The organism is Bacillus sp. THAF10 (assembly GCF_009363695.1).
GTDB lineage: Bacteria > Bacillota > Bacilli > Bacillales > Bacillaceae_I > Sutcliffiella_A.
Genome location: NZ_CP045403.1, coordinates 2,734,158 through 2,750,519 on the forward strand (window position 1 = coordinate 2,734,158; position 16,362 = coordinate 2,750,519).

Genomic DNA, 16,362 nt, shown 5'->3' on the forward strand with positions numbered 1-16,362 from the left:
AGTTAAACAAATGTCGAGTTTATATATTCTCGATCGTCGAATTGTATGGAGGTGAAAGATATGCCAAACATTAAATCTGCTATCAAACGTGTAAAAACTAACGATAAGCGTCGTGCACATAACGCTACAATCAAATCTTCTATGCGTACTGCTGTGAAGAAAGTAGAAGCTTTAGTTGCTAACAACGACGTAGAAGCTGCAAAAACTGCTTACGCTGATGCTGCTAAACGTCTTGACAAAGCTGCTCAAAACGGTATCATCCACAAAAATGCAGCAAACCGTCAAAAGTCTCGCCTAGCGAAAAAAGTAAACGTTGCTACTGCATAATAAAAGGACGATCCTGTTGGGTCGTTTTTTTAATTCAAAAGCTCCATTCGCCCGCTTTGCTAGTAGGCGCATGGAGCTAGACGTTACATCTACGTGTAACCTATAAAAAAGCCTTCCTGCAATTAGGAAGGCTTTTTTCTATTTCATAGGTGCAAGCTTGATTAAAACCATCTCCATAGCTAACTGTTTGTCCACTCGACCGCTCTTCATCAAATAATCTGCTTCTGCTAACTCCCTAATCATGTTCAACAATTCATCTCGTTGAAAATAGCGAGCATGCTGAGCTGCAAGCTTCACTCTAAAAGGATGAACACGGAGAATTCCAGCCATTTTTTGCTGCGAGTAGCCTTGCTCACTTAAATCCTTTACTTGGTACAGTAGCCTAAATTGATTAGCTATTAAGGCATGAAGCTTGATTGGCTCTTCATTATTCCTAAGGAGTTCATAAAATATTTCTAGTGCTTCATCTATTCTCCGATGCACCATTTTTTCCACCATTTCAAATACAGAATGCTCCATTGTCTTGGCCGCTAATTTTTGTACAATTTCCTTTGTGATTTCCTGTTCAGAAGGACCGATATATAACGCCATTTTGGAGAGCTCTTGGGATAGTACGGAAAGATTCACACCAGAAATTTTCAGAAGTTCTTCCGTGGCATCTTCATGTAGAGTGGCTCCTTGTTGCTCTGCTTTATTTTTCATCCATTGCTTTATTTCACGTTCGCCTAATGGTTGAGCTTCTATTACCTCTGCCTGCTGCTTTAAGGTCTTCACTATTTTTTTTCGTTCGTCCAGCTTTTCATAAGGGGCTTGGATGACAAGGATTGTATAGGGGGCTGCTTCATTTATGTAAGATAAGAAACGATCTAAGTTGTGCTCTACCTTCGCTTTGTTTTTTTCTCCCGTTAAAAAATACGGATTGGTGATCACCACCACCCTACGATCTCCCATAAAAGGCAGTGTTTCCGCATCCTCAATAGCTATATCAACGGACTGCTCTTCCATGTCGTAAAAGGAAAGATTAAAATCATATTCTGCTTCTTCAAGCGCATTTTCAATAATGGCTTCTTTTATTTCATTTATTAAAAACGTTTCTTTACCCAATACTAAATATATAGGTGCAAAGTGTTTGGCTTTTATTTTTTTTAACGCTTCAAATCCCATTTTTTAACTCCTGTCTACATCTAGTCCTCTTCATCGTACATGAGAGAGGCTCGGCTTGACAAGTTCAGAAGTAAAATCAAAGGAGATTAGTTTTTCACCTACAAAAAACTAACCTCCATTTTATATAAACGTTAACAATGTCAGCCCCAGGTAACTGACCTGCTAACGATTGCCCCCTTTTGGGTGTACCATTAGGGTTACCTTATATTTACGAACTATTTGTGACAACTCTTGTCAAAGGTGGAAAAGCAAAAATGTGCGGTGGATTTTTTTGTTGGAATAGCTTATACTATTGATTGATAGGAGGGATACTTATGAACGAATTTGAAAAAAGCGTCCAAAGTAAACGTAACGATGCAGTTGATTCTGGTGTCGGTTTTATCGTATCCTTCGGTTTTTTCGCAACCATCTTTGCAATGGCAACAATTATTCATTTCATAGGATCTTAATGACGGCATAACCTATACATACCGTCAAACACTGCGTTGTGAAAAGAATGAGGATAACTAAAGCTTCGCTATAAAAGAGACTGCGGCAATCTGTGCAGTCTCTTTTTCTCTTTTGATACAGTATCTTATGGTCGCACCGTGGAAAAGGTTCCATTCTCTTGGGTAAATTCAAAGATAATCGCCCCGTGTACATCTGTTCGATATATCTTGGAATTTATTTGTTGTAATCGCTCAAGAACTTCTTGATGAGGATGCCCAAAGCGATTGTTTCTGCCAGCTGAGATGATGTTCACCTGGGGCTTAATGTGATTTACAAAGCTTTCATTGGTAGACGTTTTGCTTCCATGATGACCGGCTTTCAAAACATCTGCTTTTAGCAAAGGGTAATGACGTAATAAATCGGTCTCTCCCTCTTCTTCGATATCTCCAGTAAACAACCATGTCAGCCCACCAAGCTCAGCTAATATTACAATGGAAGCATTATTTTTGTTTTCGTATTCCCTTTCAGGATGTAAAAAAAGGAAACTTCCACCCTTTCTTTCCCATCCCTCATCAGGAATAGCTTCATGAATAGCAACGTTTCTTTTCGATGCCTCTTGAAGAATTTCCGCTTCCAAGTCACTTGCTCCAAAGCCTTTTGGAACAACCAACGCCTCCATGTCAACTTCTCCCCAAAGACTGTCTACGTTTCCGATATGATCATAATCGCCGTGAGTCAAAATCAACTTATCGAGCTTCCTCACTCCTTCTGCCCTTAAAAAAGGAAGAAGCACATCCCTGCCACTGTTAAATTCTTTTCTTCGTTGCTTCCACTCTTCCGTCTGAAAAGGAAACGTTCCCCCAGTATCAATTAAATACTTCCCCTGATTATATGGGAGGCTAATGTAAATGGCGTCTCCTTGTCCGATATCAACCACAATCACTTTCCCTGTTGGTAGAAATAACCCTATATGAAAGTGTAGCAAAAGGACAACAACAAACCCTATTGCCCCAAGGTATTTTTTCCCCACCTCCCACTGATAAAAAAACATGAGGATAGCAACAACATAAATGGATAAAAACCAAAAAGGCGGCTTTCCAAATACAAATGTTCCAAAGTCAAGATTATCAAAATAAGCGGCAACAAGATTCATCAATTGTAGTGGAAAGGAAAGTAAAGGTAGTAAGAATGGCAAGAGTGTTGGCTGAATTAGCAACACAATATAAAGTAAGAAGGATAGAGGCAAGACAAAAACAGAAAAAAAAGGCACAAATAGGACGTTTAAAAATGGACTCCAGATCGAAATTTGGTAAAAATGAAAAAGAAGGAGAGGTAAAGATGCCACTTGGGCAACGAAGCTAACCAAAAAAAGTTGTATTACCCTGTTTTGAACGATGGCAATTTTTCTTGAGAACAACAATAAAGCTAAGCATACTGTAAATGACAATTGAAAACCGACATGATAAAGGTAATAGGGGCTTATGATTAAAACAACGATGCATGTCACTCCTATAGTATCAAGTGACAACACTTTTTTCCTCAAACACAAAAGTAATAGCACAATACCTGTCATGGTAGCCGCTCTCATGACAGATGGAGCCGCACCTGTTAACAACACGTAGACAGGAAGTAGCAAAAGAAGAAAAACTTGAACAGTCTGCCTAGTAAAACCTACTCTTACTCCAATGTAAAAGGCAGCAACAGTGATGATACCGACATGCAGACCTGAAATAGCAAGAAGGTGAACAAGACCCAGGTCCTGATAGGAGTCTAATATTTCTTTTTCTAGAAAATATCGCTCCCCAAATACCAAAGAAATAAGAAAACCGTCAACAGGATTTTCTACGTTGGCTAAAATTGTTTGGATGGCGTTTTCCCTTATACTTTGCAATTTCATACGGAAACTTTTCGTTGGTGGACTTTTACAGGATTCTGGTTGGTTTTTTAATGTGAAAATCCAGTGAATGCCTTGTTCGTAGAGGTAATTTTGATAGTGGAATGCATGAGGATTGGTGGGTGGAGATGGCTCTTTTAAGGTGCCTAACCATTGACATTCTAAGCCAATTTCAAAAGCAGCAAATGATTCTTGTGGATTTTGTCGATAATACTCTACTTGAAGCTTTTCTTCTTGACTGCTTTCCATGAGAAAAGACCATTTATCACCATCTACCCGTAACGGGGAAATGACCTTCCCCATAATCATGTTCTCATCTTCTAAATGCTTTGTTACGTTATTTTTGTCTAGAATAAACATATATCCTATAAAAAAAACGCAAGTAAGAATTAGAAACGGAAACAGCTTTCGATAAGTTTGTTTCTTCTGGTAAAACCATATACCATACACAATTAAAATAGACAAAAGTCCCCAGTGAAAATTTGACCTGGAGACTGCAATTCCTAAGCAGGCAGCTATGGCAAAATAGATAAACACACCATTGTGCTTTTTCACCTTCTGCTTCCTTCATGACTAAAAAGCGCTGCCTGTATAACTCCTTCGTCTAGCTTAACAGATTCCACATGGACATTTGCTTTTTCAAACATTTCAATGGCATAAGGGTGGTTCTTATAGTCTACTGCATAATAAACGGACTTTATCCCAGCTTGAATGATGGCTTTACAGCAATGCAAGCAAGGAAAATGAGTGACATAAATTTCCGACCCCTCTGTTGGAACGCCGAATTTGGAGCACTGCAAGAGCGCATTCATCTCTGCATGTATGGTTCTTACACAATGATTGTCAATCACATAACACCCTTCATCTATACAATGCACACCACCTGCAATGGACCCGTTATATCCGCCAGCAATGATACGCTTGTCCCTCACAATGGTTGCCCCAACAGCTAGACGTGTGCACGTACTTCTTAGTGCGAGTAAATGACTTTGTGCCATGAAATATTGATCCCAAGAAATTCTGCTCAATCTTATTCCCCCAATCATTCTTCACCATTCTAGTGTAGCGGCAAAACTCGTAATTGGTCAATCCGTAACAGTAATCTCTTCCTGTATACTTTCAAGGGATTTCTGACCAATTCCTGTTACATTTACAAGATCCTCAATATCTTTAAAGAAACCATGCTTTTCCCGATATTCAATAATGGCTTTAGCTTTTGCTGGCCCAATCCCGCTTAAGGTCACCAGTTCCCCTTCTGATGCGGTATTAATGTTTATTTTTCCACTATTAGTATCACTACTTTTCTTTTCATGGATAATGGGGTTTTCTTCTCCAATCTTAGGTACATACAACACCATTTCATCTGTTAATACTGCTGCTAAATTTACGAGATCCGTATCAGCCTCGAGGAGAAAACCTCCTGCACGTTCAACAGCATCCACCACCCGTTCCCCTTGTTTCATTTGAAACACACCTGGGTTTTTTACGGCACCTTTTACATCAATCATAATTTCCGTGGTTGGCTGTTTGGTCTCATCTAAATTTTCTTCACTTTCTTTCTCTTCTTGTTGAGCCTCATCAAGCAAATATGTCATAGGTGCTACTTCTTCCTCTTCCTTAGATGGGGTTGTTTGTGACCAGATGATAAATACAGCTACTCCTAATGCAATGATAACTCCAATAATCTTACTTTTATGAAGAAGCCAGATTTCCGTCAATATTACTCACCTTCTATTCATATTACTGTTTTTTCGTTCATATAGTTTATGAGAAACGTTTGCTTAAAGGAGGGGAAAATAATGAAAATTGGAATGATTGGAACAGGAAACATGGGGAAAATCCTGATAGAATCGTTTATTGATTCGAGTGCCGTACCTCCTGAACAATTCACGATTACAAATCGCTCGTTACAAAAGGCGTATCATATACAAGAAAAATATGAGGATATTGTTGTGGCTGAAACTCCTAAAGAAGTAGTAATCCATTCAGATATCATTTTTTTATGTGTCAAACCACTGGATATGCACCCCCTTTTAGAAGAAATTAATTCTTGTTTAACTCCTGAAAAATGTGTAATTTCTATCACTAGTCCCGTATCTGTTCGGCAATTGCAAGCAATTGTTAGTTGTCAGGTAGCAAGGATTATTCCAAGTATCACAAACCGAGCATTGTCTGGGGTCACGTTGATTACTTTTGGCGATAACTTGTGTGAGGAGTATAAGGACTTTCTTTTACAAATATGCTCGAACATCTCTACCCCGATTCACATTGAGGAGAATGTCACAAGAGTCGCTTCCGATATTGTCAGCTGTGGTCCTGCTTTTTTTAGTTACATTTTACAGCGTTTTATTGACGGGGCAGTGAGCGAAACGGCGATCAGCAAAGAGCAAGCGACGGATTTAGCCTCTCAAATGATCATTGGGATGGGTAAGCTAATCGAAAAGGATATTTACACATTGCAAACATTACAAGAAAAGGTTTGTGTAAAAGGCGGTGTGACCGGGGAAGGAATTAAAGTACTCGAAGGTGAGCTTGGCGATGTGTTTCATCATTTGATTCAAAAAACACATGAGAAGTTTGCAGAAGACCTTACAGAAGTAAAAAAACAATTTCAATAACCTTATTCTCCAATGTTAGACAAATCCCTGCATGTTTTTTAAAAAAGCTTTTTTCTTACCTATACGCAAGTAACAAAGTTTACGAAAACAGCCTTCAAAAAAAATAGGCCCCTCATATTGAGGGGCCTATTTTTGTGCAACGAAAAATACTCTCTCTGCATATTCCTCCAAATGTTCGGTGGAGAAATCACCAGTCACAGCTAAAACGGTAAAACCGGCTTCCAAAAGCCAGCTTTTATATATTTCAACAGGAAACGTTCGCTGTTTATGTAATTCATTAAATCTTTGGTAGGTGTCCCTATGTTCCTCTTGTACAAAAAATGATAAGTCATGCTCCACACTGTTAGGATGCTCTCCAGGAAAGCTGTTCCAAATATAAGCAACCTCTTCGTCATCACTAGCAAACGTGTTGTTCATAAATATTTGTGACATTTTGTATATGGAATGAACATCAAAAAAGAACAGACCACCTTTTTTCAGCTGACGATAAACAGCCTGAAAAGTTTGTTGCGTATCTGCCTCTGTTTGTAGATAATTGATGGAATCACAAAATATAGTCACACAATCAGTTCCTGAAAAACCATCAAGCTCTGCCATATTTTGTTCAAAAAAGGTAATGGAAGCTCCAGCTTTTTCTGCTTTTTCTTGCGCGACAGTTAGCATACTCTCTGAAAGGTCCACGCCAGAAACTTTCCAGCCTTCTTTTGCAAAACGCAGTGCTAACTCCCCTGTGCCACAGCCCACATCCAAAACGGTAAAGCCTCTGGATAAGTCTGTTAGATGTCGTTCTTTCATCGTGCGTACGAATGAAACCCAATTGTCGTATGGGACATCCTGCATCAGGTGGTCATAAACGTAAGCAAAATGTTCATATGCCATGTTAAGCTAAACCAATTTCTATGTTTTCGCGGGTAGCATCTCCCCAAAGACGTTCCAGATTGTAATAACCACGCTCATCACGATGGAACACATGTACAACAACATCTCCCAGATCCACTAGAATCCAGCGAGCTTCATCAAAGCCCTCCATTCTGCGGACTTGTTGTCCTATTTCCTCTGCTGCTTCCTTTACCGCACGGGCGATTGCCTGCACTTGCTTATCAGAATTACCATGACAAATGAGAAAATAGTCGGAAACAAGGGAAATTCCCTGCATATTTAATGCTACCAACTCTTCTGCTCGTTTGCTGTCAGCAGCCTTTGCTGCAAGCTGTAATAATTCATTTGACATTTATGTTAACTTCCTTTCTTTTACCTTCATTGTCATATCATTATATGCATGAAACGTATCTGGGTAAATGGGCTGATTTCTTTGTAACAAGAATAATATAGTATTTTTCATCGCCTGAACAACGGCAATATCTAGCGAATTCTTTGCCGATTCCCTTACTACTTCTACACCAGGAAAATCACGACTAGGTTCTATATAATCCGCTACATACAATACCTTGTCTAAAGGACTCATATTTATTTTGCCCGAAGTATGGCATCTAATAGCCTCTAAAATCTCTTCGTCATCTATTCCTGCTTCCATTTTCACAAGGTAAGCTCCAACTGGGGCATGCCATAATTCATCATGATGCTGCAGAAGGTCTTGGGGCATTTTTTGATCAATGATAATTTGCCTCATCTCTTCCTTATTACGAAACTTGGCATAATCATGGAAAATAGCTGCAAGTTCGGCTTTTTTCACATCCACTTTATTTCTTTTTGCTAATTCTACAGCGGTATTTAACACCCCTATTGTGTGATCATACCTTTTCGGTGTGAGCTGTTCTTTGACCATTTGTAACGCTTTCTCTCTATCCATACAGCTGTTTCTCCTCTATTATTTCTCTTACACCATCTGGTACAAAATATTGAGAGGTCCAACCATCCTTGATGCGAGAGCGTATCAACGTTGAAGAAATATCAAGCTGGGGTGCTTCCACCTCTAGTATTCGATAAGATGTTTGAAAGGTATATCCTGGACGCTTTACCCCAACAAAGCTAACTATATCTAGAAGCTGATCAATCTTGTACCATTTTGGCAAGAATTCCACCATATCAGCACCAATGATAAAATAAAACTGTTTATCACGATGCTTTTCTTTTAGCAATACCATTGTATCATATGTATAGGAGGGACCCTCCCTCATAAGCTCTATCGTCTCCACTTTAAAAAAGGGATTCGAGTGAGTGGCTGCTTCTAACAACTTTACCCTGGTTTCAGAAGAGGTGATCGAATCCATTTGTTTATGAGGAGGAATATGGTTTGGCATAAACCAAATTTCATCGAGCGCTAATTTCTCTCGCACATTGGTTGCTATGATAAGATGTCCCATATGCGGCGGGTCAAAGGTGCCCCCGATGATACCGATTTTCTTCAAACGAATCCCTCCATAAAGATTATCTTGGTAATACGATTTGTTTATTTTCCTTTGATTGTTTATACAGAATGATGGTATTGCCAATCACTTGAACAAGCTCTGCTTTTGTTCCTTTAACAAGCTCCTCAGCTACCTCTTTACGGTCATCTTCACAGTTTTGAAGAACGCTTACCTTTAACAGTTCACGTACTTCTAACGCCTCAGAAATTTGCTTTGTCATGTTTTCGTTGACGCCACCCTTTCCTACTTGAAAGATCGGGTCAAGATGATGTGCCTCCGCACGTAAAAATCTTTTTTGTTTACCTGTTAACATGGTTTTCCTCCTAGTTTATCCAATACTATTTGTTCCATTTTCTTTGTATTTGAGAAAGTTCCTGTCCAAAGTTCAAATGCAAGGGCTGCTTGATACACAAACATTCCAACCCCGTTTTGAATGAAAGCTCCCTGTTGTTCTGCATCTTGAAGCAATTTTGTTTTCAAAGGATTATAAATGATATCACTTACGATGGCACCTTCACGAAAAACCCCATTTGGAAAAGGGGATTCATCTATAGCTGGATACATACCTACAGATGTTGTTTGAATAACAATATCGAACGTTGAAAGTTGCCCTTGGGCTTCTTGTACCGTAAGACTTGTGGAAATCTGCTCTAATCCAAATTCTTCAAGTAATTCTTGTGCTTTTGCAGCCGTGCGATTACATACAGTAATATGCACATCCTTTTCCGCTGCAAGTGTATATAAAATCGCTCGTGCTGCTCCACCTGCACCAATAATAAGGATATTCTTTCCCTCAGGATTTACTTTTTCCTTTAAAGCCCGTACATACCCTTGTCCATCTGTATTATAGCCGATAAATCGACCCTCGTGATTGACTACTGTGTTTACAGCACCTATTTTCCTTGCTGCTATATCCACCTCATCCAAAAGGGGAAGGATTGCTTCTTTGTGAGGGATGGTGACGTTAAAGCCACCTGCACCAAGTGCTTTCATTCCATCTACAGCAGCCTTCAATTCATTTTTTTCAACATGAAATGCGTGGTAGTGAGCATTTATTTCATGGTGAAAAAAGGCATCGTTATGAATAAGTGGAGACATAGAGTGCGCAATAGGAGCACCTATAACACCGTATAGACTTTTCACCCTCGTCTCCTCCCTTCTTAAAAACATTTGGCTAGGTTAAACGTCGATAATTCCAATTAAATTAATGATTTTCTAATCATTACCCCAACACCTTTTGGTGCGTGAGCGATGATTTTTACGTTGGCGTCATGGATGGTAACCCAGCCTAAACCAGAGAATACAATATCTGTTTTCGGCTCTTTTACGACGAATTCATGTGCCACAAGCTCTGGGAATGAATCTTTATATGCTTCACCCGGAGGCACTAGCATATCCCCGAGATGCTCTTGATAGACATTCTCTGCGTTTTCAAGCTTGGTGCGATGAATGTATAGTTCATTCGAAACATAGCAGGTGAAAGAATTTCTCGCTCCCTTTACGAAGTCAAAACGAGCCAACCCTCCAAAAAATAAGGTTTGTCCCTCATTCAACTGGAATATCTTCGGCTTGATTTCCTTTTTGGGAGAAATATATTTCAAATCTTTTTTGTCTACATAATGAGCCATCTGATGGCGGTTGATAATGCCTGGTGTGTCATGTAAAAAGGCACCGTTATCTAACGGAATATCGATCAAATCTAAAGTAGTACCGGGAAATTGTGACGTCGTAATCACATCTTCTTCTCCCGAGAACTCACGTATAATGCGATTAATGAAGGTGGATTTTCCAACATTCGTACAGCCAACCACATACACGTCTTCACCATTCCGATAGCTTTCAATGGACTGTGCCAACTCTTTTACACCAATTCCCTTATCGGCGCTAATCAAAAAAACATCCTCAGGCTTTAATCCAAGTTCCTTGGCCATCTGCTTCATCCAATTGATCACCTTATTTGGCTTCACGGATTTTGGTAACAAATCTACTTTATTTCCAACTAACAGTACCTTGTTGTTCCCAACAAAGCGATGCAAACCAGGTAACCAACTTCCATCGAAGTCAAAAATATCAACAATCTTCACAACAAGCCCTTTTGTCTGACCGATGGAATTTAAAATACGAATAAAGTCATCATCTGTGAGGGACACATCTTGAATTTCATTATAATGCTTTAAACGGAAGCACCGTTTACAAATAATAGATTCCTTATCTAAAGATGATGGTGGTGCGTATCCTAATTCGTTTGGATTTTCTGTTTGAATGGCTACTCCGCATCCAATACAAACTAGCTGTTCTTCCATATGTGTTAATCCTCCCAATTAATCATCCCTTTTCGCTTCATCCACGATAGGATGCGTCTTTCTACACGGCGGTTAAATTTTGTAATAAGTCCGTCTGTCTGGGCAACCGGAACAACGAGGATGGTATGAAGTCCAAGTCTATTTCCCCCAAGAACATCTGTTAGCAATTGATCACCAATTACAACGACCTCTTCTTTTTGTAGCTTCATTTGCTTAAGCGCTCGACGAAACGCTCTGCGCATTGGCTTTCTCGCTCCATAAATATAATTAATTTCTAGAGGATCGGAAAAGAATTTCACTCTTTTTAAGTTATTATTGGAAACAACTGTAACGGCAATGCCCGCGTCTCTCATTTCTTTGAACCATTCGATTAGTGCGGGTGTTGCTTCTGGTCTGTCCCATTCCACCAAGGTATTGTCAAGGTCTGTGATAATTCCTTTAATTCCTTTTTCTTTTAATTCCGTAGGCTTTATTTCAAACACACTCTTTACGTGCTGTGCTGGCAAAAAATACTTTATCATTCCATCACCTTCTAAACATTTCTATCGTTATGTTTTATTATGGTCATTCAAAGGTCTACAATCCCTTTTAAACACTTTACCATCTTACCTAAATTCTTTCACTCTGTTAAGCAAATTATTGATAAAACTCCATTAATCATGCTATTATACATTTTTTCAAGGATGTTTTCGCATACGTTGTTGCTAATGCGTATAGGTAAGCAACAGGTAATCAACGTTGCTGTCGTGCTCTTTTCGTGGAGGAATTATTAAATATTTTACTTTGAATAATGACTAGAAAAAGTCTTCAAGCCACTTTTTTCTTATGTGTTTAGCAACAATCTTTTAGAAAAGACCTTTTTTCAAACAAGATATAAGGACTTGAAAAATATTTTTCGACAAATTCCTTTGTTTTCCATCGCCTGTGGATAACGTTATCTACACTATACAGACTGAGAAATCTAGTTTATTGGTAATTATAAACAATTTACCCACATGTTATCCACCACTCGCTGTGGATAACAGAACGGTTGTTCTAACAAATATTACATGTTAGAGTAATCATACAAACCATCAAACTTAACATTATATGAGCAACTTTTAGAATATAGACTAACAAAAATTAAGGCTCGGAAATACATAGTGACTTAAAAATTAGGAGGTGTTAGGCTGAGGCCATGATGATGAGAAAACTTTCGGATGAACTTTTACTGGAGTCCTATCACAAAGCATTGGAACTAAAGTTAAGCACTGATTTTATCCAATTAATTGAATTGGAGATTAAGCGCCGCTCCCTTAGCTATCGCATAAAAGCATCTTCATAAAAAACCGGTTATCCGGTTTTTTTTTGTTTTCTGAATTTGGAAAAGCTAGTAACTAATCTTACTAGCTTTTCCACGTCCCTATTTTCTGGCCAACCTTTACTTCTTCTTTTTCCCTAAGTTTTGCGTCTATTTCAAAAGAACCTTTTTCAAACAGCAGTATTACGGTAGATCCAAATGAGAAGTAAGCCATTTCTTCTCCTTTTACGAGCTGCTCACTTTCATGTGTAAGTTCAATACTATTTACAAACATTGCTCCAACTTTCACAACTGTAACATGCTTCCCATCATTTTCAATTTCTGTTAGTCGGCGATAATTCTTTGCTAGTGGATCCTTTCCATACTTTAACCCTAGTTGGTTTACAGGGTATGATTTTCCTCCAAGGGTCCACTGCTTGGTGATTTCACCTGAAATGGGAATATGAATTTTATGATAGTGACTCGGACTCAAATATAACACCATAAATGTTCCACCCATGTATTTTTCAGCTCGTTCTTCATCAGAGAGCATTTCCGCTACAGAGTAATCAATTCCCTTAGCTGTTAACAAGAGGCTATTTGTAATGGTGCCTTTTTTCTCAATCACTGCATCCACAGGGCTTACAACTGAATTTTTCGTCATATCTATTGGCCGGACATTTGGTTTTAGGCTACGAATGAAAAACTTCTGCAACGTAGGAAATTCATTCATATTGTGCTGCATTTCCTCTATGTTAATGTTATATACCTTGGCAAATGACGGGATAAACCTTTTGCTTAGCTTCGAACTCGCGAATCGTTTAACTAGCATTGACGACAGACGATGATTGGTTAACTCAATGGAAAGTCTATAAATACTTTTTAACAATGTTTATTCCTCCATACTTTCAAACATTTTCTTCATGCAAGCTATTATATCATTACTTTCTTTTTGTTTTATACCATTTTTATGTACATAACGAAAGGCAGCCGCAAATTGGGCTGCCTTTTTGTTCTACTGATTATTTTTCTGTTAGCTTTAAAAACTCTTCTACATCTTCAAGCGATTTGTGAACTGCTTTTTCCCAGAAATCTCGCTTGGTGAGGTCTACACCTAAATGCTTCATAGCAAGGTCTTCTACGGTCATAGAAGCGGTGTCTTTCAACAACGCCATATACTTTTCTTCATAGTTTGTTCCTTCTTCTAGTGCTTGCGTATAAATTCCCAATGAGAAAAGGTAACCAAACGTATAAGGGAAATTGTAGAATGGTACTTGAGTAATAAAGAAATGCATTTTTGATGCCCAGAATGTGTGATCATATTCCCCAAGAGCATCACAGTAGGCCTCTTTTTGCGCCTCCACCATTAACTCATTTAGCTTTTCTACACTCACAAGTCCATTTCTACGTTCTTCATAAAATCTTGTTTCAAATAAGAAACGAGCATGAATATTCATATAAAAAGCAACGCTACGCTGAATTTTATCCTCTAATAGAGAGATTTTTTCTTCCTCATCTTTTGCATATTTTACGGCAGCATCTGCTACAATCATTTCCGCAAATGTGGATGCTGTTTCTGCCACGTTACTTGCATAGAAGCGGTTTAATGTAGGAACGCCATGCATGGCATGTTGGTGGAACGCATGCCCAAGCTCGTGAGCTAGCGTAGACACATTGGAGAGTGTTCCTGAGTATGTCATGAAAATTCTCGACTCCCCTGAAACAGGAAAGCTTGTACAAAAGCCGCCAGGACGTTTGCCTGCACGATCTTCCGCTTCAATCCAACGATCTTCAAATGCCTTTTCGGTGAATTTTGTAAGCTCTGGACCAAACTTTGCAAATTGCTCTGTGATAAACTCTGCTCCTTCTTGATAAGAAAGGATGGTTTCCTCAGCCGAAAGGGGAGCTGATACATCGTACATATTCAATTTTTCAAGTCCTAACAAGCTTGCCTTTCGCTCAAGGTATTTTTTTAACATTCCTTTATTATCAGTAATTACTTGCCACATCATATCAAGTGTTTCCTGTTTCATTCGGTTATTTTCAAGTGGTTCTTTCAACACGGAGTCCCAGCGGCGTTGCTCGTATACTTGTAAGCGAAAGCCTCCAAGATGATTAAGAGCTGCAGCAATAGTATCTGCTTGCCCTTCCCATGCTATTTCCCAAGCGTTTGCTATTTTTTTACGAATCGCACGATCTCCGTTAGAAAAACGATTATGTGCTTGTCCTACAGAAAGCTCTTTATTTACTCCATTCTCTTCCACAGAAACTTTGATAGAACCAACGATGGAATTATATAGTTTCCCCCATGCATGGTAACCATCCACTGCCAAGGAAGTGACGAGCTTTTCCTGTGCAGCTGGTAATTTATCTCCAGCCCTGCGTCTTCTTTCATTTAAAATATATTCCAGAGGTTGAAAAACATCTTTTTGTAACAGAGTTGCCCATGTAGCCTCATCAATTTCTACCAATTTTTCATCAAGTGCTCCAAGCTGTACCTGCAGCTTAGCATGAAGTTGAGCAATCTTCCCTTGTAATTGCGCTGCCTCTTTATCTGTCACATCTTGAGCAAGTAAGCAGCCAATGAAAGCGGAGGACTGAACGACCTTTTTTACCACATTTTCATAGGAAGAGAGGACTTCCTCTAGATTGTCAGATGTAAATGCCTGGATTTGTTTCTCAAACTCCTGTAAATCCGACTGTATTTCCGTTAAGTATGTATGAAATTGCTCTGATTTGCTTCCACCTTGAAAAAAGACGTCAAGGTCCCATGTTTCGCTATATGTTTTTGTTGTCATTTTCTTTTTCCCCCTTTTTCCTTTAATAGTTGTATTATATACGAAAAAATTCAATTTTTCTACAATTCTAAACTATTTGATTAGCGTAATTTTCGAGTAACGAAATATTAAAGCCAAAAGTAGACTTAAAAAGCACATCCATTCGTCTGTGATCCTACTCATGGGGGCTGCTATCCCACAATAATGGACACAGCCCTTTTTATTGGAATACTAGTTTTGCTCTATCACATTACCTTCTGCAGGAATTGGATTGTTTTGAAGCATCTTTGAAAAATGAATCAGGTTATACGCCATAATCTTGGCATGCTCCATCGTGAAATCATTTGTATGACCATTCGCTGCAATATACGATGATCCCGGACCTGCTTCGCCAACCCAGTATGTATCGACATTTGGTGGGATTGTAAAGCCAATATGCGATAGCCCATAAAGTAATGACGCTGCCGCGTGTTTCGCGCCATCTTCGTTCCCCGTTATAACCACTCCACCAACTTTGTTGTAGTAAATATATTGTCCCTTGTCATTCGTTAATCCGCTGCCGCCATATAGTCGCTCCATCACCATCGTTGCGATACTGCTCTTCTCACCAAGCCAAAGTGGTGTTCCGATAATGACAATATCTGCACACATTACCTTTTGAAATACTTGTGGCCACTCGTCCCCATAGCCTTCATCCTCACTAACACCAAATTTAATATCGTAATCTGTCATCCTCACGATCTCAGACTCTACGTTTTCGTTGTTGAAATGGGTGATTACCTCTTTCATAAGAGCTTCAGTATTAGATTCCTCGTTGGAAGATTTGAGTGAACAGTTTAGGAAAAGTGCTTTTGTCATACGCAATGTTCCTCCTTTTTCATATAGTAGTGGTGAAACATTATTCTTTACCCTGTTAAAGGAGTTTGAAACGCAAAAGAAAGCATTGAAATCTCCTAAGAAAAAGCTTATGCAATAATGCATAAGCTTATCTATACAAGCTATTTTTAAACCAAAACGCTCCACAAATCAGTAGCAAGATGAACACAATAACCAGTAGGGCATATAACCATCCTGCTCCATATCCAAACCCATATCCCGGGTAAGGTGGTGGGCAACATGGACCTCCAAATCCTCCATAAGGATACATTCTTACACAACCCCTTTCTCCTTATAGGTATTTACACTATTACCATATGCACATC

19 protein-coding genes are annotated in these 16,362 nt (G+C 39.0%); 4 read left to right on the plus strand and 15 right to left on the minus strand.

Features of this window, described 5'->3' with window-relative positions:
- Window positions 1-60: 60 nt before the first annotated feature.
- Window positions 61-327 (plus strand): 30S ribosomal protein S20, encoded by a 267-nt coding sequence (gene rpsT / locus FIU87_RS14345; protein WP_152445226.1) that lies wholly within the window; start codon window positions 61-63, stop codon window positions 325-327.
- Window positions 328-465: 138 nt separating this feature from the next.
- On the opposite strand, the gene holA is transcribed toward rpsT, so the two are convergent.
- Window positions 466-1,491 carry a DNA polymerase III subunit delta gene (holA, locus tag FIU87_RS14350; RefSeq protein ID WP_152445227.1) on the minus strand — a complete coding sequence of 342 codons (1,026 nt, stop codon included), beginning with the start codon at window positions 1,489-1,491 and terminating at the stop codon, window positions 466-468.
- 314 nt (window positions 1,492-1,805) lie between these two features.
- On the opposite strand from holA, the gene FIU87_RS14355 reads away from it, so the two are divergent.
- On the plus strand, window positions 1,806-1,940 hold the full coding sequence (locus tag FIU87_RS14355; RefSeq protein WP_152445228.1) for a YqzM family protein: 135 nt from the start codon (window positions 1,806-1,808) through the stop codon (window positions 1,938-1,940).
- Window positions 1,941-2,065: 125 nt separating this feature from the next.
- On the opposite strand, the gene FIU87_RS14360 is transcribed toward FIU87_RS14355, so the two are convergent.
- Genes FIU87_RS14360 through FIU87_RS14370 form a run of 3 tightly spaced genes read right to left on the minus strand, consistent with a single transcriptional unit; the run spans window position 2,066 to window position 5,532 of the window.
- On the minus strand, window positions 2,066-4,369 hold the full coding sequence (locus tag FIU87_RS14360; protein WP_152445229.1) for a DNA internalization-related competence protein ComEC/Rec2: 2,304 nt from the start codon (window positions 4,367-4,369) through the stop codon (window positions 2,066-2,068).
- Complete coding sequence (locus FIU87_RS14365; protein WP_152445230.1) at window positions 4,366-4,842, minus strand: ComE operon protein 2; 477 nt, start codon at window positions 4,840-4,842, stop codon at window positions 4,366-4,368. Before FIU87_RS14365 ends, FIU87_RS14360 begins: the two co-directional genes overlap by 4 nt.
- A gap of 57 nt (window positions 4,843-4,899) precedes the next feature.
- Entirely contained in the window at window positions 4,900-5,532 is a 633-nt protein-coding gene (locus FIU87_RS14370; protein WP_253905428.1) for a helix-hairpin-helix domain-containing protein, read from the minus strand.
- Between the two features lie 81 nt (window positions 5,533-5,613).
- Here FIU87_RS14370 and comER point away from each other — a divergent pair, with 81 nt between their 5' ends.
- Window positions 5,614-6,432, plus strand: coding sequence for a late competence protein ComER (gene comER, locus FIU87_RS14375; RefSeq protein WP_152445231.1), 819 nt, complete (start codon window positions 5,614-5,616; stop codon window positions 6,430-6,432).
- A gap of 126 nt (window positions 6,433-6,558) precedes the next feature.
- Here comER and FIU87_RS14380 read toward each other — a convergent pair whose 3' ends face one another.
- The 8 genes from FIU87_RS14380 to FIU87_RS14415 are packed head-to-tail and all read right to left on the minus strand — an operon-like array spanning window position 6,559 to window position 11,625.
- Window positions 6,559-7,311 carry a class I SAM-dependent DNA methyltransferase gene (locus FIU87_RS14380; protein ID WP_152445232.1) on the minus strand — a complete coding sequence of 251 codons (753 nt, stop codon included), beginning with the start codon at window positions 7,309-7,311 and terminating at the stop codon, window positions 6,559-6,561.
- A 1-nt stretch (window position 7,312) separates the two neighbouring features.
- Window positions 7,313-7,663 (minus strand): ribosome silencing factor, encoded by a 351-nt coding sequence (gene rsfS / locus FIU87_RS14385; RefSeq protein ID WP_152445233.1) that lies wholly within the window; start codon window positions 7,661-7,663, stop codon window positions 7,313-7,315.
- Window positions 7,664-8,242, minus strand: coding sequence for a bis(5'-nucleosyl)-tetraphosphatase (symmetrical) YqeK (gene yqeK, locus FIU87_RS14390; RefSeq protein WP_152445234.1), 579 nt, complete (start codon window positions 8,240-8,242; stop codon window positions 7,664-7,666).
- Entirely contained in the window at window positions 8,235-8,801 is a 567-nt protein-coding gene (locus tag FIU87_RS14395; protein WP_152445235.1) for a nicotinate-nucleotide adenylyltransferase, read from the minus strand. Before FIU87_RS14395 ends, yqeK begins: the two co-directional genes overlap by 8 nt.
- Before the next feature lie 19 nt (window positions 8,802-8,820).
- Window positions 8,821-9,114, minus strand: coding sequence for a ribosome assembly RNA-binding protein YhbY (gene yhbY, locus FIU87_RS14400; RefSeq protein WP_152445236.1), 294 nt, complete (start codon window positions 9,112-9,114; stop codon window positions 8,821-8,823).
- A complete protein-coding gene (aroE, locus tag FIU87_RS14405; protein WP_152445237.1) occupies window positions 9,108-9,944 on the minus strand; it encodes a shikimate dehydrogenase in 837 nt (278 codons plus the stop codon). Before aroE ends, yhbY begins: the two co-directional genes overlap by 7 nt.
- A gap of 56 nt (window positions 9,945-10,000) precedes the next feature.
- Window positions 10,001-11,104, minus strand: coding sequence for a ribosome biogenesis GTPase YqeH (gene yqeH / locus FIU87_RS14410; protein WP_152445238.1), 1,104 nt, complete (start codon window positions 11,102-11,104; stop codon window positions 10,001-10,003).
- 5 nt (window positions 11,105-11,109) lie between these two features.
- Entirely contained in the window at window positions 11,110-11,625 is a 516-nt protein-coding gene (locus FIU87_RS14415) for a YqeG family HAD IIIA-type phosphatase (RefSeq protein WP_152445239.1), read from the minus strand.
- A 662-nt stretch (window positions 11,626-12,287) separates the two neighbouring features.
- Here FIU87_RS14415 and FIU87_RS14420 point away from each other — a divergent pair.
- On the plus strand, window positions 12,288-12,428 hold the full coding sequence (locus tag FIU87_RS14420) for a sporulation histidine kinase inhibitor Sda (protein ID WP_152446583.1): 141 nt from the start codon (window positions 12,288-12,290) through the stop codon (window positions 12,426-12,428).
- A 61-nt stretch (window positions 12,429-12,489) separates the two neighbouring features.
- On the opposite strand, the gene FIU87_RS14425 is transcribed toward FIU87_RS14420, so the two are convergent.
- The 3 genes from FIU87_RS14425 to FIU87_RS14435 all read right to left on the minus strand — a co-directional run bounded on the left by FIU87_RS14425 (window position 12,490) and on the right by FIU87_RS14435 (window position 16,018).
- Complete coding sequence (locus FIU87_RS14425) at window positions 12,490-13,272, minus strand: phosphatidylserine decarboxylase (protein WP_152445240.1); 783 nt, start codon at window positions 13,270-13,272, stop codon at window positions 12,490-12,492.
- Window positions 13,273-13,405: 133 nt separating this feature from the next.
- A complete protein-coding gene (locus FIU87_RS14430; RefSeq protein WP_152445241.1) occupies window positions 13,406-15,181 on the minus strand; it encodes a M3 family oligoendopeptidase in 1,776 nt (591 codons plus the stop codon).
- Between the two features lie 210 nt (window positions 15,182-15,391).
- Window positions 15,392-16,018: a flavodoxin family protein gene (locus FIU87_RS14435; protein WP_152445242.1), complete on the minus strand. Its 627-nt coding sequence runs from the start codon at window positions 16,016-16,018 to the stop codon at window positions 15,392-15,394.
- Window positions 16,019-16,362 lie beyond the last annotated feature (344 nt).

What these genes read in the sequence shown, in the direction of transcription:
- rpsT (WP_152445226.1), top strand. Translation starts at nt 61, where the DNA reads ATGCCAAACATTAAATCTGCTATCAAACGTGTAAAAACTAACGATAAG.
- holA (WP_152445227.1), bottom strand. Translation starts at nt 1,491, where the DNA reads ATGGGATTTGAAGCGTTAAAAAAAATAAAAGCCAAACACTTTGCACCT.
- FIU87_RS14355 (WP_152445228.1), top strand. Translation starts at nt 1,806, where the DNA reads ATGAACGAATTTGAAAAAAGCGTCCAAAGTAAACGTAACGATGCAGTT.
- comER (WP_152445231.1), top strand. Translation starts at nt 5,614, where the DNA reads ATGAAAATTGGAATGATTGGAACAGGAAACATGGGGAAAATCCTGATA.
- FIU87_RS14380 (WP_152445232.1), bottom strand. Translation starts at nt 7,311, where the DNA reads ATGGCATATGAACATTTTGCTTACGTTTATGACCACCTGATGCAGGAT.
- rsfS (WP_152445233.1), bottom strand. Translation starts at nt 7,663, where the DNA reads ATGTCAAATGAATTATTACAGCTTGCAGCAAAGGCTGCTGACAGCAAA.
- yqeK (WP_152445234.1), bottom strand. Translation starts at nt 8,242, where the DNA reads ATGGATAGAGAGAAAGCGTTACAAATGGTCAAAGAACAGCTCACACCG.
- yhbY (WP_152445236.1), bottom strand. Translation starts at nt 9,114, where the DNA reads ATGTTAACAGGTAAACAAAAAAGATTTTTACGTGCGGAGGCACATCAT.
- yqeH (WP_152445238.1), bottom strand. Translation starts at nt 11,104, where the DNA reads ATGGAAGAACAGCTAGTTTGTATTGGATGCGGAGTAGCCATTCAAACA.
- FIU87_RS14415 (WP_152445239.1), bottom strand. Translation starts at nt 11,625, where the DNA reads ATGATAAAGTATTTTTTGCCAGCACAGCACGTAAAGAGTGTGTTTGAA.
- FIU87_RS14420 (WP_152446583.1), top strand. Translation starts at nt 12,288, where the DNA reads ATGAGAAAACTTTCGGATGAACTTTTACTGGAGTCCTATCACAAAGCA.
- FIU87_RS14430 (WP_152445241.1), bottom strand. Translation starts at nt 15,181, where the DNA reads ATGACAACAAAAACATATAGCGAAACATGGGACCTTGACGTCTTTTTT.
- FIU87_RS14435 (WP_152445242.1), bottom strand. Translation starts at nt 16,018, where the DNA reads ATGACAAAAGCACTTTTCCTAAACTGTTCACTCAAATCTTCCAACGAG.